A 22245-nucleotide genomic window follows, 5' to 3' on the forward strand; every position below is an offset into this window, starting at 1 on the left:
CGAGGGCGAAGAAGCTACCAAATCTCTTCAGCCGGCGCCACAAAATGTTGGCCGTGGACTTGTATCCGGCTTCCCGGGTATTTTGTGGCGTTCAAATAGTCATTTTAGGTCGTACCGTGAAGCTTGATCCCCCGCTACAGCAGGCGACTTTGCTGCGCCGCTATAAACGTTTTCTCGCCGATATCGAGACCCCGTCCGGCGAGATTTTCACCATTCACTGTCCCAATACCGGCTCGATGAAGAACTGCTGGGTGGAAAACAGCCCCTGCTGGTATTCGGATTCCGGCAACCCCAAGCGCAAGTATCGCCACACTCTGGAAGTGACTACCACGCCGGAGGGCGCCCTGGCCGGAGTGAACACGGGGCGCGCCAATGCGCTGGTGGAGGAGGCCATTGTCGGCGGCACTGTCGTTGAGCTGGCGGGGTACGACAAGTTGCGCCGGGAGGTGCGCTATGGCGATGAAAACAGCCGTATCGACCTGCTGTTGTCCGGGCCGGAAGGGGAGTGCTATGTGGAGGTGAAGAATGTGACCCTGGCCGAGGGCGGCCGCGGTCTTTTCCCCGACGCGGTCAGCAGTCGCGGTGCCAAGCATCTGCGGGAGTTGCAACTCTTGGCCGGAAAAGGGGTGCGGTCTGTGCTCTTCTACTGCGTACAGCACACAGGTATCGAATCCGTGGAGGCCGCGGCGGAGATAGACCCTGTCTATGCCGAGGCCCTGAAGGGAGCGGTGGCCGCGGGGGTGGAAGTGCTCGCTTACCGGGCAGCGATCAGCGCGGAGGAAATTGTCCTGACCGACGCCATCCCTTTTTTGTGTTAGGGCGTTGATACTCTCGTTTGAGAGGCGTAGCCGGTTGAGTGGCAGTCAGACAACGGAAGGGTAGGTCTGAGTGAAACGTATTTTTTCGTTTCGTGCCCCTGGGGAGCCTTTGGCCCCAGGGACGGTCAGTCCGCCATCAGTACATAGATGCCGTCGCGACCGTACTCTATTGGCACTGGTGTCAAAGCATCGCCGGCACAGGGGCCGGCAACACACTCGCCGGTTTCAATCTGGAAGAGGGCGCCGTGCGAGGCGCACTGGATCAGGGCGCCGTCCGGGTCGAGGAATTGATCTTCCTGCCACTCCAGATTAATCCCGCGGTGTGGGCAGTTGTTCTTATAGGCAAAAACTTCGCCATTTTTCATTACCGCGAACACGTTGGCAGTGCCGGCGGCACTGTCGCCGAGGGAGAACCCCTTGGATTGGCCCTCGGTCAGCTCGCCGTGGCGGCAAAGGAGGTATTTCTGCATAGGTTGTTACTGCGTGCTTCCCCTCTGCCGTTGACAGCGGAGGGAGAGGTTAACCGGGAGCGGCCAGTGTAACGGATGTGCGGCGTTTTTTCCCCTCGCGTATCAGGCCGAGGGTGATCTTGTCGCCCGCGCGGTGATTTTCAAGCAGGTTCAGCAGATCGTCGTAGTTGCGGACCGGCTGACGGTCCACTTCCACGATGACATCCCCCAGTTGCCAACCGCCCCGCGGGGTGCGGTAGATACCGCGCAGGCCGGCCCGCTCCGCGGGCATTCCCGGAAGGGTGCGCAATACCGCTACGCCCTCGATACCGTAGCGGCTGGCCCACTGGTCCGGAAGCGACTCGATGCCCAGAACGGGGCGCACCAGGCGGCCGTGGGCGATCAGCTCCGGCACTATCTTTTTCACCGTGTCTACGGGAATCGCGAAGCCAATGCCCACACTGGCGCCGCTGGGGCTGTATATCGCCGTGTTGACGCCGATCAGGCGTCCGCTGGAATCCAGCAGTGGGCCGCCGGAATTGCCCGGGTTGATGGCGGCGTCTGTCTGGATCACATTGCGGATGGTGCGGTTGTTGGCGGCCTGTATCTCGCGTCCCAGGGCGCTCACCACGCCGGTGGTGAGGGTGGTGTCGAGGCCGAAAGGATTGCCGATCGCGAGTACCTTGCGCCCTACAGCCAGGTCTTTTGATGAGCCGGGTATCAGGGGTTTGAGCTGTTCTGGCGGGGCGTCGATTTTGAGTACCGCCAAATCCTTTTCCGGTGCGGAGCCCACCAGTTCCGCCGCCCATTCACTGCGGTCCTGCAGTGTGATGGTCACTTTGCGCGCGCCCTCGATCACGTGGAAGTTGGTCACCACGTGCCCCTGCTCGTCCCAGATAAAACCGCTGCCGGCGCCTTTGGGCACTGTGTGCAGGCGCAGGGTCCAGCGATCCCGCACCAGTGTTTCGTTGGTCACATAGACCACCGACGGGCTGGCGAAATTGAATACCTGCATGGTATTGCGCTCGTCATCGGTGGCGAAGTCCGGCACGGAAAGCGCGCTGGCGAGGGGGGGAAGTAGCAGTAGCGGTAGGGTCAGCAGCCAAGTTTTGAGCTTGTTCATGATTGCGGGTGCTGTTGGGAGTTCAAAGATTAACCCGGCGCGGGCGCCGGGTTAATGAGGTCGGTTTGGCAGCGCTTAGCGCAGACGGTTCTGCAGAGCCAGTATACGGTCTTCCAGCGGCGGGTGACTGGCCAACAGGCGGCCCATATTGCCGTAGATCCCGAAGGCTTTCATGTTGCTGGGCAGGGGTTCTTCGCGCCCCGTATCGGATTCCGCCTTGAGCCTTTGCAAAGCCGCAATCATGGAATGTGGGCTGGCGAGGGTGGCCCCGGCGGCATCTGCGCGGTATTCGCGACGGCGGCTGAACCAGGCCACAACGATCATTGCCAGGGCACCGAAGATGATGTCCATGATAATCGAAGTGACATAGTAGCCGATGCCAAGACCCTCTTCATTCTTCATCAGTACCCGGTCGACGAAGAAACCCACCAGCCGGGCGAAGAACATCACAAAGGTGTTTACCACGCCCTGGATCAGCGCCAGGGTAACCATATCGCCGTTGGCGACGTGGCCTATCTCGTGGCCGATCACTGCCCGCGCCTCGTCCCGGTTGAATCGCTCTAACAGGCCGGAACTGACTGCCACCAAGGCGTCGTTGCGGTTCCAGCCAGTGGCGAATGCGTTGGCCTGGGGCATAGGGAATATTCCCACGTCAGGCATACCGATACCGGCTTTCTGCGACAGCTCGCGCACGGTTTCCACCAGCCATTGTTCGTCGGCGGTGCGGGGTTGGTCGATGACCTGGGTGCGAGTGCTGATGCGGGCCATGGTCTTTGACATCAGCAGTGAGATAAAGGCGCCGCCGAAGCCGAAGATGGCGCACATGGTCAGGAGCGCCCCCATATTCAGGTCGACACCGTTGGCTTCGAGGATGCCCCCAATGCCCAGCAAATTAAATACGATGCCAACCAGAACCAAAACAGCTAGGTTGGTCAACAAAAAGAGACCAATGCGTAACATCGGCATTCTCCAACTTGTGATTTCTATGGAGAAGTCTAGATAGGGGTGGCGGCGCCGTTTTCAAGTTGGGTTGGCGCCGCGTGGTGTGATTCTGGGGTCAGTCGGAATTTTGCGCGGAGAGCAGGCGGTCGGCTTCATTCGCCAGGCGCTGCTTCAGGTCCGGGTCCAGGTCGTTCCAGTGCACGTCCAGCAGCGCGCCCTGAAGCGCATAGAGCATTTACCTCGATTGCGAATGCTGATAAAGGCTTCCACCGGGCCTACCCGGCGCAGATCATCGTAGGAGCGTATACCGATGGAGTGGAGTATATTAACAGAGGCGAGGCCCAGGTTTTTCAGTTTCAATAGCTCTGATTGACTCGGGTGCATGCAAGTTTTCCCTGACTAGTTGTACATCCTTGTTCCGGCGACATATCTTGCAGCCGCGCAAGTGAACATAGCATAAATCGAAAGTGGGCCAAACCGTCAGGAGTAAAGGTGTTGAGAGGTTTTAGATAAATTTCCGTGAACATAGCCGCCCGGCGGTTGTTTTTAAATTTAGGACCAACAAATCCGTGTTTTACCGAGACGTAAACGCGAACCAATAAAATTCTACTGTGAATTTGTTTTCAGTCCTGTGCTCCCACCGTATTTGATAAAGTGATGCGTACGGTTAGTCGCGTACAGCTTGTTTTAAATATTTTGCATGTCGGTGATTTTTGAATGTTGAGCGATGCTCTGAGGAGCGTGCTTTTCGGCCTAGGCGACGAGCACGTTATATGCGAGCCGCGATCCGGGCAGCTGATGCATCCCGAGGCGCTGCTCGCTTTCGAACGGCTTTGTGCCGATGCCCGCGCTGCCGGTTTCGATCCGTTGGTTGTTTCGGGCTTTCGCAGCTTCGAACGCCAGCGCACTATCTGGAATGCCAAGGCCAGAGGAGAGCGCCCGGTGCTCGACAGTCGCGGTCGCCCTCTCGACGTAACACAGTTATCGCCGCCGCAGACGGTATTCGCTATATTGCGCTGGTCGGCGTTACCGGGGGCCTCGCGCCATCACTGGGGGACTGATTTTGACGTGGTGGACGCCGCTGCCATGCCGGCGGGCTACCGACCTCAATTGACACCGCAGGAATTCGCTCACGACGGGCTTTTTGGGCCCTTTCACCACTGGCTCAGTGAACGTATTGCCGAGGGGCGCAGCCACGGTCTGTTCCGGCCCTACGCGGAGGATCGCGGTGGCGTGGCGCCGGAGCCTTGGCACCTCAGCTACGCGCCCCGCGCGCGCGAGTTGCAGCAGCTACTGACGGTGGAGCGGTTGAGTGAACTGGTGCGAAGCGATGAGCTGGAGTTGTGCGACAGTGTGTGCGCTTTGCTGGAAGACATTTTTGCGCGCTTCGTGCTGGTTCCGGACAGCTGCTATCCGGGCTTTTGATCTTTTGCGGCCACTGGCCGCGGCGGAAACAGACAGAGGACAGCGAAATCAAAAATTTATCGGAAAACCGGGATATCTGGGCGCAGATGCGCACCGAGGCTTCTGAGGCCGCAGCCGATGAGCCGGTGCTGGCGAGTTATTTCCACAACACAGTGCTGCGCCATAAATCTCTCGATGACGCGCTCGCTTATCAGCTGGCTTCCGTGTTGGACCACAATGCGCTGACCGCCACTGCGCTACAGGAAGTGATCGCCGCGGCGCTGCAAGCGGACCCCGGGATTTCCCGCTGTATGCGCGCGGATATCAGTGCTTGGTACGAGCGCGACCCGGCTTGCGACCAATACTTGACCCCGTTCCTCTACTTCAAGGGCTTTCACGCCTTACAATCCCACCGGGTGGCACATTGGTTGTGGGGGCAGGGGCGCCACACGCTGGCGCTCTACTTCCAGAGCCGGGTGTCGGAGCAATTCGCGGTGGATATACACCCGGCGGCCAGATTCGGCTGCGGCATTATGATCGACCACGCCACCGGCCTGGTGGTTGGGGAAACCAGTGTGGTTGAAGACGATGTCTCCATATTGCACTCCGTGACGCTGGGCGGCAGTGGCAGTGGCGGCGGCGACCGCCATCCGAAAATTGGCCGCGGTGTGATGATTGGTGCGGGGGCCAAGATTCTCGGCCCAGTCCGAATCGGCGAGGGCGTGAAGATCGCCGCCGGCAGTCTGGTGTTGGCCGATGTGCCGGAGCACACCACGGTAGCGGGAGTGCCCGCGCGCCGGGTCGGTGGCAGGACAGTGGCCGCACCGGCCTATACCATGGACCAGACGCTGGACGCCGACGAGTAACAGAAAAAGAGGTAGCCCATGCCGCAACAATCAGAACAGTCCAATTTCAGCTTGATTTTCCGCGGTGATCTGGTGCCGGGGTTCACCGTTGCCGATGTCAAAGCCAACTTCGCGCGCCTGTTCAAGGCGGGCCCGGGCGCAGTGGAAAAACTTTTCAGCGGCCGCCCGGTCGCTATCAAGAAAGGGTTGTCCAAGGCGCAGGCAGAGCAATTGCAGGCCACCCTGGCCAAGGTGGGCGCTCAGACCGCGCTCAAAGCGGAAGGTGGCGGCGAGACACCGGCAGCGCCGGCACCACGGGAGGAGACGCAGCCGCAACCCGCGCCCGGTCCGGAGTGGAGTATTGCGCCGATGGAAGGCAATTTGATCAAGGAGCACGAGCGGGAGAAAAAAGCCGCGGTGCAGGTTTCCGTGGATCACCTGAGTTTGAAACCGGCGCAGGGCAATCTGATTGAGGACAGCGAGCGCCGCCGCCAACAGCCGGTGGCCGTGAATGTTCCGGACTGGCAGATCGACACTTGATGGACTGGCGGTGATCCCCGGGCTGGGGTTGTCGCGAAGCGGGTACAAAAAAAGCCGGCCAAGGCCGGCTTTTCCAGAAAGGCTGGAGGTTCAGCCTTGCTCTTTCAGGTAGCGTTCGCGGGAGGCCAGCACCTCGGCGCGTGCGGCTTCGGCATCGGCCCAGCCTTCCACTTTCACCCATTTGCCGGCTTCCAGCTTCTTGTAATTCTCGAAGTAGTGTTCGATCTGTTTGATCAGTAGTTCCGGAAGATCAGAGATCTCCTGAACATGGTCGTACAACTTGGTCAGCTTGGTGTGGGGCACCGCCAGCAGCTTTGCGTCCACGCCGGATTCATCGGTCATTTTCAGTACGCCGATCACGCGGGAACGGATAACGGAACCGACCATAACGGGGTAGGGCGCCACAACCAGCACGTCCAGGGGATCACCGTCTTCGGACAGAGTTTGCGGTACATAGCCGTAGTTGGCCGGGTAGAACATCGGAGTGGCCACGAAACGGTCTACAAACACCGCGTCCGCGTCCTTGTCCACCTCGTACTTGATCGGATCGTGGTTGGCGGGGATCTCGATGATTACATTGATGTCGTTGGGCAGGTCTTTGCCTGCGGGGATCTTGTCGAAACTCATTGCTGGTCCTGACTAAAATGTGATCGGAAATTTGGGGAGCGCGGATTATAGCCCCTGAACCTGCGGGCTGAAAGCGGCGCCTTGTAACAGATTGACCCGCCGGCCGACAGATAGGCAGTATCAACTGATATGAGGAAGGGACGTGCGCATACTGATAACCGTATTTTTGCTTTTGGTAGCGATATCCTGTGGCGCCCAGGAATCGCCGGATATCCGCACCGCTGTATTTGCCGGCGGCTGTTTTTGGTGCATGGAGCCGCCTTATGACCAGCTGGATGGCGTGCTGGAGACGACCTCTGGATACAGCGGCGGCAATGTAAAAAATCCCAGCTACGACCAGGTCTCCGCCGGTGGTACAGGGCACGCGGAGGTGGTGCAGGTGACATACGACGCAAACAAGATCGGTTATGCTGACTTGCTGCGGGTCTTCTGGCGCAACGTGGACCCGCTGGATGCTGGCGGTCAATTCTGCGACCGCGGCGACCAGTACCGTAGTGCCATCTTCTACGCAAACGAGGAGGAGAAAAAACTGGCAGAGGCCAGCAAGCGACAGGTGGAAGCGCAGTTGGGCGCGCCGGTCGTCACCGAAATCACTCGTGCCGCTGCTTTCTACCCCGCCGAGCGCTATCACCAGAATTACTATCAGCGCAATCCCGTCCGCTATAAGTACTATCGTTTTCGCTGTGGGCGCGATCAGCGCCTGCGCGCGCTCTGGGACAAGGCCGCGACCGATTGATTGAGAGGGACGCTAGAGGGCCGCAATGGCGGTGTCAGGCCGCAGGAGGACAGCGGTGGCGGGTGACCTGCTTGCACCTGTGGCCGCTATCGCCGCTCCGTTGCCGCGGCAACAAAACAGACCACTATCTTTCACCCCGCTGACATATCTTCTTAGGAATCCCCGTCCAGAATCCGTCCCGCCAATTACGGTATTGGACACCGACAGGGAAAGAACAATGAAAAAATGCAAAATCTCGCTGCTGGTGGCGCTGTGGATGTCGCTGCTGGCGGGCGGAGCCCAGGGTAACGGGCTGATTATTTCCGAATATATCGAGGGCAGCGGCAACAACAAGGCGCTGGAAATCTACAACGGCACTGGCGCCCCTGTGGCGCTTGAGGACTATTCCGTTCGGGTCTACTTCAATGGCGCCACATCAGCCGGTGCGAGTATTGCTCTGGGCGGCAGCCTCGCCGATGGAGAGGTGTTTGTGCTCGCGCATTCGGAAGCGGATGTGGCGGTGCTGGCCGAGGCGGACCAGACCTACAGTGGCGGCCTGTTCAATGGCGATGACGCTGTGGCGCTCGTCGGTCCCGACGGCTTTGTCGACGTGATCGGCCAGATAGGGCAGGACCCCGGCAGCCAGTGGGGAGACAGCGGCGTCGGCACCCAGAATCAAACGCTATTGCGCAAGCCCGACCGCCTGGTTGGCCGCAGTGATGGCAGTGGGCCATTCGATCCGGCTCTGGAGTGGGACAGTGCCGGCCTGGATAACTTCGTCAACCTGGGGCAGCACACAGGTGGCTCCGGTGCAGTGATTTTGGGGCAATGCGGCGACCCCGCGACGTATATCAGTCAGATTCAGGGCTCGGCTGCTGCCAGCCCGCTCGCTGGCGAACGGCACGAGGTAGAGGCCGTCGTTGTCGGTGATTTCCAGGATACCGCGATTGGCCTGCGCGGCTTTTTCCTGCAGGAAGAGGATGGAGACCAGGACGGTCTGGATGCCACCTCCGAGGGCTTGTTTGTCTACGACAGCGGCTTCGGCGTCGATGTGCAAGTGGGCGATCTGGTGCGTGTCGGCGGCCGGGTAAGCGAGTATTACGGTCTGACCGAGCTGGACACGATCGACGGCGTCAGAGTTTGTGGCAGCGGCCACAGCGTCACTGCCGCCCAGATCAGTCTGCCGTTTGCCAGTGTCGACTACCCGGAGCGCTATGAGGGCATGCTGGTCGAGTTCCAGCAGACACTGACAGTCAGCGGCAACGAGAATCTGGCCCGTTACGGCGAACTGGAGCTGTCCGCCGGCCGCCTGTACATCCCCACCCACAGCACAGAGCCGGGCGCCGCGGCGCTGGCGCAGCAGGCGGCGAACGCGCGCAACCGCATCGTACTCGACGACGGTTCCACCACACAGAACCCGGAACCGGTTCCCTATCCGGACCCGGGGCTCAGTGCCGACAACAGCTTGCGCGCGGGCAGTACTGTCACTGGCCTGAAAGGCGTGCTCAGCTACGGTTTCGATGCCTACCGGCTGCAACCGCTGGAAGCCCCGCAATTTGTCACTGCCAATCCGCGCACATCCGCCCCGGCGCTGTCCGGGACTGGCAGCCTGAGGGTGGCCAGCATGAATGTACTCAATTACTTCAATGGCGACGGCATGGGCGGTGGCTTCCCGACTTCGCGTGGTGCCGATACCCCAGAAGAATTCCAGCGTCAGCGGGACAAAATTATCTCCGCCATTCTCGGCACTGGTGCCGACATCATTGGTCTGATGGAAATCGAGAATGACGGATATGGTGCCCGGAGCGCGATACAAGACCTTGTCGACGGGCTCAACACCGCTTCCGGCGGGCAACGCTACGCCTTTGTGGACCCGGGACTGGAGCGTTTGGGAGCGGATGAAATTGCGGTCGGTATTGTCTATCGGGCGGACAGGGTACAGCCGCTCGGTGCCGCCCTCACCCTGGATAGCTATCCCTTCGACAACCTGAATCGCCAGCCGCTGCTGCAGGCCTTCACCGAGCTGGCCAGCGATCAATCCGTTGCGGTGGTCGTCAATCACTTCAAATCCAAGGAGAGTTGCCCGGACGACGGCAGTTTGAACGACGACCAGAACGACGGGCAGGGATGCTGGAATCAGATTCGTACCGAGGCAGCCACTGCGCTGGCCGACTGGCTGGCGAGCGATCCCATCGGCGCAGATGTTGCTGGAGTGCTGATTCTCGGCGATCTCAACAGCTATGCGCAGGAGCATCCTATTACCGCGCTGCGGGATGCCGGTTACACCGATCTGCTGGCGGCGTTCCACGGCGGCGCCGCTCACTCCTATGTATACAAGTCTCAGGCCGGTTATCTGGACTACGCGCTGGCCGATACCGAATTGACGCCGTTGGTAACTGGCGCGGAGGTTTGGCATATCAATGCCGACGAGCCGTCCGCACTGGACTACAACACCGAGCAAAAAAGTGAGGCGCAACGGGATTCCCTCTACAGCGCCGATCCCTACCGGGCCTCTGATCACGATCCCCTGGTAATAGAGCTGGATCTGCGCGCCGACAACGCGGCGCCCAGTGCGGATTTTAGCGCCGAGGTAGAAGGCCGACAGGCTCAATTTACCGACCGCAGCAGCGACAGTGACGGTCACATTGTCGGCTGGCATTGGGACTTCGGCGATGGTGAAACCAGCTCAGAGCAGAATCCCAGCCACCGCTATCGCGAGCCGGGCAGCTATACGGTGACTCTGAATGTGGAGGACAACAGCGGTGCGCGGGCGAGCGCCCAGCGGGGGGTACGGGTATGGGGCAGCGCGGCCGAACTCCAGGCACAGTTCACCATGAGGCACTTTCTCAACTGGGTCCGCGTGCGGGACCACAGCGGCGGAGAAGGTAACTTCAACTATCACTGGGACTTCGGCGATGGCTCGACAGCGAGGGGTACGCACGTCTGGCACCGTTACGAGCGGAGTGGAAGTTACGAAATTACGCTGACGGTCCGCGACAGCGCGGGTCGCAAAGGTAGTGCGACCCGGAAAATTTTTATCCGCAGGCCATGGTGGTGGCCGTTCTGACAGCTCGGGCATCCCGGATAAGGCGCTTCGGGAGTGGCTCTAATTCCTGGTGCGGGGTGCTTACACGATGGGATGGGGATAGTGAAAACCCGCCGGTTAGTGAGCGCTAACGGGCGGGTTTTCACGGGCTCAGACAGTCGTTTAAACGTTGAAACTATCCTTCAGTTTCTTCTCCACCAGCTGTTTTTTCAGTTGCGCGTACTGGGGGATGCCGTTTTCATAGGGCGGGTAGTCTTCGCCTTGGATCAGGGGTAACAGATAGTCGCGGCCCGCCCGGGTGATGCCGAAGCCGTCTTCGCTGATGTACTCACGCGGCATCATTTTTTCGACATTGGCCACCTCAGACAGGGGGGCTTCGCCCACGGACCACCCGTACTCGGGGCCGGCGTCGCGAACAATGGTGGGCATAATCGCATTCTTGCCGGCCACGGCCATTTCCACCGCGGCGCGGCCCACCGCGTAGGCCTGGGCCACGTCTGTGGCGGAGGCGATATGGCGCGCGGCGCGCTGCAGGTAATCCGCCAGGGCCCAGTGGTACTTGAGGCCCAGTTCATCCTTGATCATGCGGGCCAGGGTCGGCGCCACGCCGCCCAGTTGCTTGTGGCCGAAAGCGTCGGTGGTGCCGGCGTCGGCGAGGAAGGTGCCGTCTTCATATTGAGCGCCTTCGGAGGCCACGATAACGCAGTAGCCCTTCTCTTCCACAGTCTTTTGAACCTTGGCCAGGAATTTTTCTTTGTCGAAGGCCACCTCGGGAAAGAGGATGATGTGGGGGGCGTCGCCTTCATTTTTCTGCGCCAGGGCTCCGGCGGCGGCAATCCAGCCTGCGTGGCGCCCCATCACTTCGAGGATAAACACCTTGGTGGAGGTGGCGCACATGGAGGCTACGTCCAGGGATGCCTCTTTGGTGGATACGGCCACATACTTGGCCACAGAGCCGAATCCGGGGCAGTTGTCGGTGATAGGCAGGTCGTTGTCGACGGTTTTGGGAATATGGATGGCTTGGATGGGATACCCCATTTTTTCGGACAGCTGGGACACTTTCAGGCAGGTGTCCGCGGAGTCGCCGCCACCATTGTAGAAGAAATAACCGATATCGTGCGCCTTGAACACCTCGATCAGGCGCTCGTACTCCGCGCGGTTCTCCTCGAGGCTTTTGAGTTTGTAGCGGCAGGAACCGAATGCGCCGGACGGCGTGTGGCGCAGGGCGGCGATGGCCTCTTCGCTCTCCAGACTCACATCGATCAGCTCTTCGCGCAGGGCGCCGAGGATGCCGTTCAACCCCGCGTATACAGTACCTATGTGGTCTTGGTATTCACGCGCAGCTTCAATCACTCCACAAGCCGAGGCATTAATCACGGCGGTAACGCCACCCGATTGCGCATAAAAAGCGTTCTTTTTTGACATGGTCATCCTACAGGGGGGTTGAGATGGGCAAATTTGGGGGCGGAGTCTAATGGAATCGCGGGGGAATTGCACAGAATGTGGGGGATTTGGCAATTGCGGTAGCCAAACGCCGTGTTAAGCTTGCGCCGCAGTTTTTCTGAGTACAAATTTTCGCCATGCATATCCATATTTTAGGCATCTGTGGCACTTTTATGGGCAGCCTGGCCCAACTGGCGGTGGCCGAGGGGCACCGGGTAACTGGCTGTGACGCCAATGTCTACCCACCAATGAGCACGCAGTTGCAGCGGGCGGGCATCCAGCTTATCGAGGGCTATGACCCGGCCCAGTTGGAGCCGGCGCCGGATTTGGTGATCATCGGCAATGCGCTGTCCCGCGGCAATGCGGCGGTGGAGGCCGTGCTGGAGAAGGGGCTGCCCTACACATCCGGCGCCCAGTGGCTTTGCGACCACTTTCTCGGCGGGCGCTGGGTGCTGGCGGTGTCAGGCACTCATGGCAAGACCACCACATCGAGCATGCTGGCCTGGATTTTGGAACAGGCGGGCATGCAGCCGGGCTTTTTGATCGGCGGTGTGCCGGCGAATTTTGGTGTGTCCGCGCGCCTGGGAGAGAGCCCGTTTTTTGTCGTGGAGGCGGACGAATACGATACCGCCTTCTTCGACAAGCGCTCCAAGTTTGTCCACTATCGTCCCCGCACATTGATCATCAATAACCTGGAGTTCGATCACGCGGATATTTTTGACAACCTCGCTGCCATACAGCGCCAGTTTCATCATTTGGTGCGCACTGTGCCGGGCAACGGCCTGATTGTGTCGTCCACCGAAGATACGGTGGAGGAAGTGTTGCGGCAGGGGTGTTGGAGCGAGGTGCAGCGTTTCGCCACCGAGTCCGAAAATGGTGTGCGCCTGGGAGATTGGTGCGCGGTGGATGTCGCCGCTGACGGCAGCAGCTTCGGTATCAGTTTCCGCGGTGCCCAGGTGGCGCGGGTCGAGTGGACGCTGACCGGACTGCACAATGTGCGCAACGGTCTCGCCGCTATGGCCGCGGCGCGCCACGTGGGGGTGACTCCCGAGCTGAGCGCCCGTGCCCTGAACAGTTTTAAAGGCGTCAAGCGGCGCATGGAATGCCTCGCCGAGGTGGGGGGGGTCCACGTCTACGACGACTTCGCCCACCACCCCACGGCGATTGAATCCACATTGAAGGGGCTGCGTGCCCGGGTGGGGGAGGACAGAATCATCGCTTTGATTGAACCCCGCTCCAACACCATGCGTATGGGGGTGCACCGGAACAAGTTGGCCCAGTCCTGTGCCGGCGCCGATCTGGTGCTCTGGTATCAGCCCGAGGGCATGGACTGGTCTCTGGCCGAGGTGGTGCAGCACTCTCCGGTGCCGGCGAAGATTTTCGACAATATCGAGGCTGGGGTAGAATCCGCGGTCAACCTTGCGGGGCCCGGGACCCATATCGTGGTCATGAGCAACGGTGGCTTCGGCGGAATCCATCAGCGCCTGATCGCCGAACTGGAAAATAAGCGCGGGCACGCGTCCTAATCAATCACACGGAATCTGCATTGGGCCAACCTGCTTTCAGCAAAACTGTCACCCTGGCGATGACTGGCGCTTCCGGTGCCCAGTACGGCCTGCGCTTACTGCAGTGTCTGCTGGCAGCGCGGGTGCGCGTCTGGCTGTTGCTGTCCGACGCCGCGCGGGTGGTGATCAATACCGAGACCGAATTGCACCTGCCCGAGGACGAGTCGGAACAGGAGGCTTTTTTCGCCGCGCGTTTCGGAGCCCGGGAGGGGCAATTGAAGCTGTTCGGCAAACGCGACTGGTTTTCACCGGTGGCCTCGGGAAGTGGCGCGCCGGCGAGCATGGTGATCTGTCCCGCCAGTGGAGGCACCTTGTCGGCCATTGCTTGCGGTGCATCCAACAACCTGATCGAGCGCGCTGCGGACGTGGCTCTGAAGGAGCGCCGCCAGCTGCTTTTGGTACCGCGGGAGACCCCTTACTCGGAGATCCATCTGGAAAACATGCTCAAGCTGACCCGGATGGGGGCGGTGATACTGCCCGCGAGTCCCGGCTTTTATCAGCAACCCCGCTCAGTGGAGGATCTGGTGGATTTCATTGTCGCGCGTCTGCTGGATCACCTGGGTGTGGAGCAGAATTTGCTGCCCGAGTGGGGCGGGTAACGGGGATTATGGCGAAACCAATTATCACCATCCACTATTGCGTGCAGTGCAATTGGATGCTGCGCGCCACCTGGATGGCTCAGGAGCTGCTCTACACCTTTGCCGATGACATAGAGCAGGTGGCGCTTAAACCGGGCAGCGGCGGCGTGTTTGAAATACGCGCAGGGGATGTGCTGGTCTGGGAGCGCAAACGCGATGGCGGTTTTCCCGGTCCCAGGGAACTGAAGCAAAGAGTCCGGGATCTGTTGTTCCCGGAGCGGGACCTGGGGCATATCGACAAGCCCTGAAAATCATCCTGGATTTGTGTCTGCGGACGGGTCTTGTGTCTGTTCTTGCCTGGCTTTGACTTCGGTGTGTACAGGCACGCACTTTACGATTAACTGTTTTTATTAAGTGAAACTATATGCTGTCAGCATTAAAAAACTGCTATGAAAATCTGGTAATCCGCCGGCCGAAAACGGTGTTGCTGGCAGTACTCATTCTTGTGGTGGCTGCCGCCCTGGGCCTGCCGCGGTTCAAACTGGACGCCTCGGCGGACGCGCTGACCCTGGAGACCGACCAGGCTCTGGATTACTTTCGCGAGATTTCCAAACGCTACGCCAGTGGGGATTTTCTGGTCGTCACCTACCGCTACCGCAACGGCGATTTGTTTGATGCCGATTCCCTGACCACCCTGAGGCGTCTGCGCGACGAGCTGGCACAGGTGGATGGCGTCACCGGTGTGCAGACTATTCTCGATGTGCCGCTGCTCTACAGCCCCAAGATGTCCATATCTGAAATCAGTGACGGGCTGCGCACGCTCTCCACACCCGGTACCGACAAGGATCTCGCGCGTCAGGAATTTCTGTCCAGCCCCATCTACCGCGATCTGATCCTGAGCCCGGACGGCCAGACCACGGCGCTACTGGCCAGTCTCGCGCTGGACGAGCGCGGTATTGAGCTGGTGCGGGAGCGGGATGCGCTGCGCCGCAAGCGCAATGCAGAGGGGCTGACAGAAGCGGAGGCTGCGCGATTGGATGAGGTGTCCGAAATCTACCTCAAGCACCGCACGGAACAGGAGCAGCGTTCCCGCGCCCGCGTGGAAGAAGTGCGCGGCATCATCGACCGTTACAAGGGTGAGGCGGAGCTGTTTCTCGGCGGCGTGTCCATGATCAGCGCTGATATGATCGCCTTTATCAAGAGCGATCTGGTGGTGTTCGGTGTGGGCATATTGCTGTTTATCATCGCCACCCTGTTGATTATTTTCCGCCAGGCCCGCTGGGTTTTGATACCGCTGGCCACCTGCGTAACTACCGCGGTGATCATGCTGGGGCTGTTGAGCTGGCTGGATTGGCGCCTGACGGTGATCTCGGCCAATTTTGTCGCTCTGCTGCTGATCATTACCCTGGCCATAACCATTCACCTGGCGGTACGTTATCGGGAGTATATCGCCCAGCACCCAGAGTGGGATCGTGAGCATCTGGCGCTGGCGACAGTGCGCTTTATGGCCAAGCCCTGTCTGTACACGGCGCTGACGACCATCGTTGCCTTTGTGTCCCTGGTTGTGAGCGGCATACGACCGGTGATCGACTTCGGGTGGATGATGACCATCGGTGTGACCTTGGCTCTGGTGTTGTCCTTCCTGATGATTCCCGCGCTGCTGATGATCCTGCCGAAGCGCACCGGTGGCGTGAGCGAGGACAACTCCCACGCCTTTACGCTGCGCTTTGCCCGCTTTACCGAGCGCTACCGCGGTCTGGTACTGGGTGTGGCCCTGGTGGCGGCAATTGCCGGCGCGGTGGGTATATCGCAGTTGAAGGTGGAAAACCGCTTTATCGACTATTTCGACGATTCCACCGAAATCTACCAGGGTATGCTGGTGATCGACCGCCGCCTCGGCGGCACAATCACCCTGGATATTATTCTCGACAAACCAGCGGAGGAGACCCCGGCGTTCGAGGGGGAGGAGGATCCCTTTGCGGCGGATGCGGGCGGCGATGCCTACGCGGAGGATGACCCCTTTGCTTCCGATGACCCCTTCGGCGGCGAGGGGGAAGCAGAGCAGAGCTACTGGTTTACCGTGGCCGGCCTGGCGAAGATAGAGCAGCTGCACGATTTCCTGGAGCGGCAGCCGGAAATTGGCAAGGTGCAATCCCTCGCCACCTTGTACAAAGTGGCCAGGGATCTCAACGGCGGCCCCCTCAATGATTTTGAGCTGGCGGTGGCGCAAAACAGCCTGCCGCAAGAAATCAATGATGTGTTGGTTGCCCCCTATCTCTCGGTCGAACACGACCAGGCGCGTATCACTCTGAGGGTAATGGAGACGGACCCGGATCTGCGCCGCGACGAATTGATCCAGCGGGTCTACAACTACGCCTACACAGAAATGGGAATGGCGGAGGAAGACATCCATCTGACCGGGCTGCTGGTGCTCTACAACAATATGCTGCAGAGCCTGTTTAAGTCGCAGATACTGACATTGGGTGCGGTGTTTGTGGGCATACTGCTGATGTTCCTGGTGCTCTTCCGCTCCCTGTGGCTGGCCCTTATCGCTCTGGTTCCCAATCTGCTCGCCGCCAGTATCGTGCTGGGCGGAATGGGTCTGGTCGGTATCCCGCTGGATATGATGACCATCACCATTGCTGCCATCACCGTGGGGATTGGTGTGGACCACGCTATTCACTATCTCTACCGCTTCCGCGATGAGTTTGCGAAAGACGGCGACTACCTGGCCACCATGCACCGCAGCCATGCCACCATCGGCCGCGCCATGTTCTATACGGCCATCACGATCATCGCCGGCTTCTCGATATTGGCGCTGTCCAAGTTTGTGCCGTCTATCTACTTTGGCCTGCTCACTGCGCTGGCCATGTCCGCAGCGCTGCTGGGATCGCTGACCTTGCTGCCGCTGTTGCTGTTGTTGTTCAAGCCGCTGCGGTCTGCAGAGAAACCGGAAGAGTCTTCGGAGACCGAGGAGAGCCTTGCGGTTGACCCGGCGGCCCGTTAAGGGGCGGCAAAGGTGTTGCACTGGTTCACATCGCCACTGGTAAATCCGCGATTGAACCAGTAGGCCCGCTGTTTGGCGCTGCCGTGGGTGAAGGAGTCTGGAGAAACGGCGCGCCCGGCGCGTCTTTGCAGGCGGTCGTCGCCCACCGCGGCGGCGGCGGACAAGCCTTCCTCCAGATCACCGGGTTCCAACATCTGTCGATCGCGGTGGGCGTAGAAGGCCCAGACGCCGGCGAAACAGTCCGCCTGCAGCTCCAGCATAACCGACAGTCGGTTGGCGGTGGCTCTGCTGGATTGTGCGCGTGTCTCCTGCACCTTTCGCGAGATTCCCAAAAGATTCTGCACATGGTGGCCCACTTCATGGGCGATCACATAGGCGAAGGCAAAGTCCCCCGGCGCGCCGAGGCGCTGGAGTTCGCCGAGGAAACTGAGGTCCAGGTATACCTTGTTATCCATCGGGCAGTAGAAGGGTCCCACTGCGGCGGAGCTCAGGCCGCAGGCGGAGCGCACCACGTCCCTGTATAGCACCAGTTTGGGCGGTACATAGCGGGTACCGGCAGCCCTGAACAACTGTGTCCAGGTATCCTCGGTATCCGCCAGAACGACGGACACGAAGTCGGCCACCCTATCCTCCGGTGCCGATTGCTCCCGCGCCTGAGACGTGTCCGGTGGCGTCCCCGGTGCCTCGAACAGTCGGTTGCCGCCAAAGAAGTAGAGCGCTGCCAGTGCAGCCAGAATCAGCCAGCCGGTCTTACTGCGCACCAGTAGGGGTACCAGTGCCAGCAAGCTGCTGAGGTTCCCTGTGCCGGTGGCGCGCGACTGGCGGCGGTCCTCGATATTGCTGCTTCTGCGGCCGTGGCGCCACCGCATAGAACCATCTCCCGTAACAATTTCGGCATCGTGTTGGCTGGCGGGAGGTCCGCTTCGAGCGGCAACCCGGCACCATTTGCAAAAGATTCTGTTTTCAAGCAGTTTAGGGAACCTCTGATAAATTCGCCTAAGGAAACCCCTGATTCATTCGCTTGAGCGCGGTAGCTGGTTTCGAGGCGCTCAGGCAATGGGGTGGACATTTCGAAAGCGCACGAGTAGGTCCCTGTAGCTCCGTCGGATACATCCCTGTATCCGACGGTTTCGAAATATCCATTCCATCACCTGAGCTTCTCATCCAACACAGAAGAACCTTTACCGTCAGGTAGCGAAATAATCAGGGATTCCCTTAGTGACCTCTGATGAATTCGCGCGAGTGCTGCCGTTAAAGTCGCGGTGCTCACGCAATGCACTATTCACTGGGGAGCGAAGAGCCTTAACCGCCGGAAGGGGATGAATCAGGGAGCCTTGCCTGCGCCCGCACGAAAATCGTTCCTGGCGGCAGCCGGTGTGGATGGTATCTTTAAAGTTGCACCGTGATAGTTTCCGGGTGCGAAATCCTATTTCGTCAGGGGCGCGAGAGTCAGAGGTTTTCGAAATCCAGACCTGAGAGTTAGCCGTGCCTCAAATCCCGCTGTTTCCACTGCATTTGACCCTGTTTCCCGGTGTGACCTTACCGCTGCGTATCTTTGAGCAACGCTATTTGCGCCTGGTCAGTGAAACCCTGAAATCGGATCGGGGTTTTGGCGTGGTACCGATCCGTTCCGGAGGCGAGGTGGGACGCGCCGACGTGTGGCCTTACGGTCTCTATGTGAGGATCGTTGATTGGAGTCAGGGAGAAGAGGGGCTGCTGCATATCCAGGTAGCCGGTCAACAGCGCTTCCGTATCCGCAGTACTGACTGGGCCGAGGACGGGCTGCTGTTGGGGAATGTGGAATGGCTGCCGCAAGCGGAATCCAAACCAGTGCCGGAAGAGTGCGACGGCCTGTTGAGCGTGTTAGATGAACTGAAGCAGCATGCCGCCATGCTCCCGTTGCGATTTGGCCCGGTGGACTCCGCCGACGCGCTTTCCTGGCAGCTGGCGCAGCTGTTGCCTCTGGAGGATCGGGTGCGGGTGGAGCTGCTGGCGACAGATGATCCGCTGGCACGCCTGGCGGACATCGCCGCGAACCTGGATCGGTGGGCGAAGGAATAAAACGCCATTGCCTGAGTACCCCGAAGCCGACTACAGCTCTTGCGCGAATTAATCAGAGGTTCTCCAAGGTAAATCGCGCCTTTATCCCGCACCGCCCTGAGTTATACTGCGCGGCCCATCGAGCGCCGCACGGAGAGCCAAAATGACGAATTCTTCAGCCGACCAGCAAAGTACCCACAGCAAACTGGAAGAGATGGGGCGCGCGGCGCGCGCGGCGGCGCGGCAGATGGCCCGCGCCGATACGGCGGCCAAGAACCGCGCACTGGCCGCAATTGCGGCGCGCCTGGATGCGCAGCGTGACGAAATACTGCGGGCCAATGAGGTGGACATGCAGGCCGGGCGCGACAATGGCCTGGATGCGGCCCTGTTGGACCGCCTGGCGCTGAATGATGCGCGCGTGGATGCGATGATCGAGGGGCTGCATCAGATTGCCAAGCTGCCGGATCCGGTGGGAGAGATAGAGGATTTGAAATACCGCCCCAGCGGGATTCAGGTGGGGCGGATGCGCGTGCCTCTGGGAGTGGTGGGGATTATCTACGAATCCCGTCCCAATGTGACGATTGACGCTGCCAGCCTGTGCCTGAAGTCCGGCAACGCAACGATTCTGCGCGGCGGCAGCGAGGCGCTGCACAGCAACGGCGCCATCGCCGCCTGTATTGCCGCCGGGCTGCGGGAAGCCGGGCTGCCGGAGACGGCTGTGCAAGTGGTGGATACCCGGGACCGCGCCGCCGTTGGCGCCATGGTTTCCATGCCGGAGTATGTGGACGTCATTGTGCCCCGCGGAGGCACCGGACTGATACAGCGGATCAGCCGCGAAGCCAGGGTGCCAGTGATCAAGCATCTGCACGGCGTATGTCACGTCTATATCGACGACCGCGCCGATGTGGAAAAAGCCTTCGATATCGCCCTCAATGCCAAGACACACCGCTACGGTGTCTGCAATGCCATGGAGACACTACTGGTGGCGGATGGCATGGCGTCCCGCCTTCTGCCGCGCCTGGCGGAGGCCTACCGGGAGAAGGGGGTAGAGCTGCGCGGTTGCGAGCGCACGCGCAAGGTTCTGACTGATTGCACTCCGGCCAGCGAGAGCGATTGGAGCGAGGAATACCTGGCGCCGGTACTGGCGATTCGGGTGGTCGATCACCTGGATGACGCCATGGATCATATCGCCCGCTACGGCTCCGGCCACACCGAATCCATTGTCACCGAGGACTACGGCCGTGCGCGTCGCTTCCTGGCGGAAGTGGATTCGAGTTCAGTGATGGTAAACGCTTCCACCCGGTTTGCGGATGGTTTCGAATACGGTCTGGGCGCGGAGATTGGTATTAGTACTGACAAGATTCATGCCCGCGGCCCAGTGGGGCTGGAAGGCCTCACCTCGCAGAAGTGGATAGTGCTCGGCGACGGGCATATCCGCCGCTAGGCGCTGCCTCGCTCGGCTTAAAGAGGAAGACCGCGCTGTTTAAGGGTCGGTATGATGAATAGTAACAGGCGCGCCATCGCCCTATTCGGCGGCACTTTCGATCCAGTGCACTTCGGCCATCTGCGCATGGCATTGGAACTGCGCCAGGCGCTGGGGTTTGATGAAATGCGCCTGCTACCAAGCCATCAGCCCGGGCACAGGAACAGGCCGGGGGTCTCCGCCGTTCACCGCCGCAATATGCTGGGGCTGGCACTGGAGGGCTGCGCTGAGCTGCAGCTGGATGAGCGGGAGCTGAAACGCTCCGGTCCCACTTACACGGTGGATACGCTGGAGGAATTGCGCGGTGAATTGGGAGAGGAGGCCTCCATTAGCTTTTGCATGGGGCTCGACTCACTGCTGACGCTGCCGAGCTGGCACCGGTGGGACCGCCTGCTGCAACTGGCGCACCTGGTGGTGGTGATCCGCCCCGGCTGGCAGTTGCCCTCGGATGGTGAGGTGGCCGATATTCTGCGCCGCCACAGTGGCGAGATCCGGGATCTGCACACAGAGTCACGCGGCCGTCTGGTGGTGCGCGAACAGACACTGTTGCCGATTTCCGCCACCAATATCCGCCAGTTGATTGCGAGCGGTCAGTCCCCGCGCTACCTGCTGCCGGCTGCGGTGCTGCAATACATAGACGACCATCAACTCTATCGACAAGCCGCGCTGCGCGGTGACTCGAACGATGACTGACAAAAAGGTGTTATGACGAATATCAAAGAAATCGCCCTGGCGGCATTGGAAGATCTCAAGGGGCAGGACATTGTTTCCCTGGATGTCTCCGCGCTCTCCGATGTCATGGATAGCCTGGTAATCTGTACCGGCACGTCCAACCGCCAAGTGAAATCCCTCGCCGACAATGTGGTGGAAGAGGGCAAGAAAGCCGGTGTGCGCCCGATCGGTGTCGAAGGAATGGAGCAGGGGGATTGGGTGCTGGTGGACTACGGCGATCTGGTTGTGCATGTGATGCGGGCGGAAGTGCGCAGCTTTTACGACTTGGAGAAGCTGTGGAGCATGACGCCGAACACCCGCGATAGTGCCGATGGCAACGATCCCCAGCGGGACTGAGCCACGGTGAAGATCCGAATCATTGCCGCCGGTGGGAAGATGCCCGCCTGGGTGCAGGACGGCTACGGCGAGTATGCGAAGCGGCTGCCGCGCGAGCTGGCGCTGGAAATAGTGGAGATCCCGTTGGGCAATCGCGGCCAGAAAGCCTCGCCGGCGCTGATTGAAAAAGCGCGCCGGCAGGAGGGGGAGGCCATGCTGGCGGCACTCGCTCCCAGGGACCATGTTGTCGCCTTGGATGTCCGGGGCAAACCCTGGAGCACGGAGCAGTTGTCGCGGCAACTGGCGGATTGGCAGATGCAGGGCGAGCGTGTCAGCTTGCTGATTGGTGGACCGGACGGCCTCTCTCCCGAGTGCCTGGCTCGGGCCCGGCAGCGCTGGTCCCTGTCCCCCCTGACACTGCCGCACCCTTTGGTTCGGGTGTTGCTGGCGGAACAGATTTACCGCGCCTGGACACTGTTGGTGGGACACCCATATCACAAGTAAAAGGAATACCCGCGCTTTGACCTATGGTGAAATGCCAAATCGCGCATTCATCATTCAGTGCTAAACCTG

General features: G+C 60.2%; 21 protein-coding genes and 1 pseudogene. 15 read left to right on the plus strand and 7 right to left on the minus strand.

Translation table 11 applies throughout. The features are described 5' to 3' along the window. Positions 1-116 precede the first annotated feature (116 nt). Entirely contained in the window at positions 117-818 is a 702-nt protein-coding gene (sfsA, locus tag BM155_RS00160) for a DNA/RNA nuclease SfsA (protein WP_067157414.1), read from the plus strand. Between the two features lie 125 nt (positions 819-943). Here the strand turns inward: sfsA and BM155_RS00165 are convergent, their stop codons facing one another. From BM155_RS00165 to BM155_RS00180, 4 genes and pseudogenes are all read right to left on the minus strand, one after another. Beyond that, entirely contained in the window at positions 944-1288 is a 345-nt protein-coding gene (locus BM155_RS00165) for a Rieske (2Fe-2S) protein (protein ID WP_067151893.1), read from the minus strand. 49 nt (positions 1289-1337) lie between these two features. Then, positions 1338-2390 (minus strand): S1C family serine protease, encoded by a 1053-nt coding sequence (locus tag BM155_RS00170; protein WP_074900399.1) that lies wholly within the window; start codon positions 2388-2390, stop codon positions 1338-1340. 75 nt (positions 2391-2465) lie between these two features. Beyond that, complete coding sequence (gene htpX, locus BM155_RS00175) at positions 2466-3350, minus strand: protease HtpX (protein WP_067157417.1); 885 nt, start codon at positions 3348-3350, stop codon at positions 2466-2468. Between the two features lie 97 nt (positions 3351-3447). After that, a pseudogene (locus BM155_RS00180) lies at positions 3448-3716 on the minus strand (TfoX/Sxy family protein). A 333-nt stretch (positions 3717-4049) separates the two neighbouring features. Here BM155_RS00180 and BM155_RS00185 point away from each other — a divergent pair. The 3 genes from BM155_RS00185 (at position 4050) to BM155_RS00195 (ending at position 6121) form a co-directional block, all read left to right on the plus strand. Beyond that, positions 4050-4757, plus strand: a complete 708-nt coding sequence (locus tag BM155_RS00185; RefSeq protein WP_074900402.1) for a M15 family metallopeptidase — start codon at positions 4050-4052, stop codon at positions 4755-4757. 86 nt (positions 4758-4843) lie between these two features. Continuing rightward, complete coding sequence (gene cysE / locus BM155_RS00190; RefSeq protein WP_067157420.1) at positions 4844-5602, plus strand: serine O-acetyltransferase; 759 nt, start codon at positions 4844-4846, stop codon at positions 5600-5602. An 18-nt stretch (positions 5603-5620) separates the two neighbouring features. Beyond that, positions 5621-6121 (plus strand): hypothetical protein, encoded by a 501-nt coding sequence (locus BM155_RS00195; RefSeq protein ID WP_074900405.1) that lies wholly within the window; start codon positions 5621-5623, stop codon positions 6119-6121. Between the two features lie 90 nt (positions 6122-6211). Here the strand turns inward: BM155_RS00195 and ppa are convergent, their stop codons facing one another. Further along, positions 6212-6748, minus strand: a complete 537-nt coding sequence (gene ppa, locus BM155_RS00200) for an inorganic diphosphatase (protein WP_067151909.1) — start codon at positions 6746-6748, stop codon at positions 6212-6214. Positions 6749-6890: 142 nt separating this feature from the next. On the opposite strand from ppa, the gene msrA reads away from it, so the two are divergent. Then, positions 6891-7484 carry a peptide-methionine (S)-S-oxide reductase MsrA gene (gene msrA / locus BM155_RS00205; RefSeq protein WP_067151913.1) on the plus strand — a complete coding sequence of 198 codons (594 nt, stop codon included), beginning with the start codon at positions 6891-6893 and terminating at the stop codon, positions 7482-7484. A 217-nt stretch (positions 7485-7701) separates the two neighbouring features. Next, on the plus strand, positions 7702-10530 hold the full coding sequence (locus BM155_RS00210) for an ExeM/NucH family extracellular endonuclease (RefSeq protein WP_074900408.1): 2829 nt from the start codon (positions 7702-7704) through the stop codon (positions 10528-10530). A gap of 141 nt (positions 10531-10671) precedes the next feature. Here the strand turns inward: BM155_RS00210 and BM155_RS00215 are convergent, their stop codons facing one another. Beyond that, positions 10672-11934 (minus strand): 6-phosphofructokinase, encoded by a 1263-nt coding sequence (locus BM155_RS00215; RefSeq protein ID WP_082817376.1) that lies wholly within the window; start codon positions 11932-11934, stop codon positions 10672-10674. Positions 11935-12089: 155 nt separating this feature from the next. Between BM155_RS00215 and mpl the strand changes: the two genes are divergently transcribed. The 4 genes from mpl (at position 12090) to BM155_RS00235 (ending at position 17102) form a co-directional block, all read left to right on the plus strand. Next, complete coding sequence (gene mpl, locus BM155_RS00220) at positions 12090-13478, plus strand: UDP-N-acetylmuramate:L-alanyl-gamma-D-glutamyl-meso-diaminopimelate ligase (protein ID WP_067151921.1); 1389 nt, start codon at positions 12090-12092, stop codon at positions 13476-13478. A 20-nt stretch (positions 13479-13498) separates the two neighbouring features. Then, positions 13499-14116 (plus strand): flavin prenyltransferase UbiX, encoded by a 618-nt coding sequence (locus tag BM155_RS00225; protein WP_074900410.1) that lies wholly within the window; start codon positions 13499-13501, stop codon positions 14114-14116. Positions 14117-14124: 8 nt separating this feature from the next. After that, a complete protein-coding gene (locus tag BM155_RS00230; RefSeq protein ID WP_067151923.1) occupies positions 14125-14403 on the plus strand; it encodes an Rdx family protein in 279 nt (92 codons plus the stop codon). A 116-nt stretch (positions 14404-14519) separates the two neighbouring features. Then, positions 14520-17102, plus strand: coding sequence for an efflux RND transporter permease subunit (locus BM155_RS00235; protein WP_082817377.1), 2583 nt, complete (start codon positions 14520-14522; stop codon positions 17100-17102). Here the strand turns inward: BM155_RS00235 and ypfJ are convergent. Beyond that, positions 17099-17971, minus strand: a complete 873-nt coding sequence (gene ypfJ / locus BM155_RS00240; protein WP_074900413.1) for a KPN_02809 family neutral zinc metallopeptidase — start codon at positions 17969-17971, stop codon at positions 17099-17101. The genes BM155_RS00235 and ypfJ overlap by 4 nt on opposite strands. A 616-nt stretch (positions 17972-18587) precedes the next feature. Between ypfJ and BM155_RS00245 the strand changes: the two genes are divergently transcribed. The 5 genes from BM155_RS00245 to rlmH all read left to right on the plus strand — a co-directional run bounded on the left by BM155_RS00245 (position 18588) and on the right by rlmH (position 22176). Next, the gene (locus BM155_RS00245; RefSeq protein ID WP_074900418.1) at positions 18588-19163 is read left to right on the plus strand and encodes an LON peptidase substrate-binding domain-containing protein; all 576 of its coding nucleotides are present in this window, start codon (positions 18588-18590) and stop codon (positions 19161-19163) included. 142 nt (positions 19164-19305) lie between these two features. Beyond that, entirely contained in the window at positions 19306-20586 is a 1281-nt protein-coding gene (locus BM155_RS00250; RefSeq protein WP_074900421.1) for a glutamate-5-semialdehyde dehydrogenase, read from the plus strand. Between the two features lie 51 nt (positions 20587-20637). Then, positions 20638-21318 carry a nicotinate-nucleotide adenylyltransferase gene (gene nadD / locus BM155_RS00255; RefSeq protein WP_067151939.1) on the plus strand — a complete coding sequence of 227 codons (681 nt, stop codon included), beginning with the start codon at positions 20638-20640 and terminating at the stop codon, positions 21316-21318. A gap of 12 nt (positions 21319-21330) precedes the next feature. Further along, positions 21331-21693: a ribosome silencing factor gene (rsfS, locus tag BM155_RS00260; RefSeq protein ID WP_067151942.1), complete on the plus strand. Its 363-nt coding sequence runs from the start codon at positions 21331-21333 to the stop codon at positions 21691-21693. A gap of 6 nt (positions 21694-21699) precedes the next feature. Continuing rightward, positions 21700-22176 carry a 23S rRNA (pseudouridine(1915)-N(3))-methyltransferase RlmH gene (gene rlmH / locus BM155_RS00265; RefSeq protein ID WP_067151945.1) on the plus strand — a complete coding sequence of 159 codons (477 nt, stop codon included), beginning with the start codon at positions 21700-21702 and terminating at the stop codon, positions 22174-22176. The last annotated feature ends 69 nt before the right edge of the window (positions 22177-22245 follow it).

Origin of the sequence: Microbulbifer thermotolerans, assembly GCF_900112305.1 — a bacterium.
GTDB classification, from domain to species: domain Bacteria; phylum Pseudomonadota; class Gammaproteobacteria; order Pseudomonadales; family Cellvibrionaceae; genus Microbulbifer; species Microbulbifer thermotolerans.

Coding starts and splice junctions, on each gene's coding strand:
- htpX (WP_067157417.1), bottom strand. CDS start 3,350: ATGTTACGCATTGGTCTCTTTTTGTTGACCAACCTAGCTGTTTTGGTT.
- BM155_RS00165 (WP_067151893.1), bottom strand. CDS start 1,288: ATGCAGAAATACCTCCTTTGCCGCCACGGCGAGCTGACCGAGGGCCAA.
- BM155_RS00195 (WP_074900405.1), top strand. CDS start 5,621: ATGCCGCAACAATCAGAACAGTCCAATTTCAGCTTGATTTTCCGCGGT.
- BM155_RS00250 (WP_074900421.1), top strand. CDS start 19,306: ATGACGAATTCTTCAGCCGACCAGCAAAGTACCCACAGCAAACTGGAA.
- BM155_RS00170 (WP_074900399.1), bottom strand. CDS start 2,390: ATGAACAAGCTCAAAACTTGGCTGCTGACCCTACCGCTACTGCTACTT.
- BM155_RS00185 (WP_074900402.1), top strand. CDS start 4,050: ATGTTGAGCGATGCTCTGAGGAGCGTGCTTTTCGGCCTAGGCGACGAG.
- cysE (WP_067157420.1), top strand. CDS start 4,844: ATGCGCACCGAGGCTTCTGAGGCCGCAGCCGATGAGCCGGTGCTGGCG.
- BM155_RS00215 (WP_082817376.1), bottom strand. CDS start 11,934: ATGTCAAAAAAGAACGCTTTTTATGCGCAATCGGGTGGCGTTACCGCC.
- mpl (WP_067151921.1), top strand. CDS start 12,090: ATGCATATCCATATTTTAGGCATCTGTGGCACTTTTATGGGCAGCCTG.
- BM155_RS00235 (WP_082817377.1), top strand. CDS start 14,520: ATGCTGTCAGCATTAAAAAACTGCTATGAAAATCTGGTAATCCGCCGG.
- BM155_RS00230 (WP_067151923.1), top strand. CDS start 14,125: ATGGCGAAACCAATTATCACCATCCACTATTGCGTGCAGTGCAATTGG.
- BM155_RS00210 (WP_074900408.1), top strand. CDS start 7,702: ATGAAAAAATGCAAAATCTCGCTGCTGGTGGCGCTGTGGATGTCGCTG.
- rsfS (WP_067151942.1), top strand. CDS start 21,331: ATGACGAATATCAAAGAAATCGCCCTGGCGGCATTGGAAGATCTCAAG.
- ppa (WP_067151909.1), bottom strand. CDS start 6,748: ATGAGTTTCGACAAGATCCCCGCAGGCAAAGACCTGCCCAACGACATC.
- ypfJ (WP_074900413.1), bottom strand. CDS start 17,971: ATGCGGTGGCGCCACGGCCGCAGAAGCAGCAATATCGAGGACCGCCGC.
- nadD (WP_067151939.1), top strand. CDS start 20,638: ATGATGAATAGTAACAGGCGCGCCATCGCCCTATTCGGCGGCACTTTC.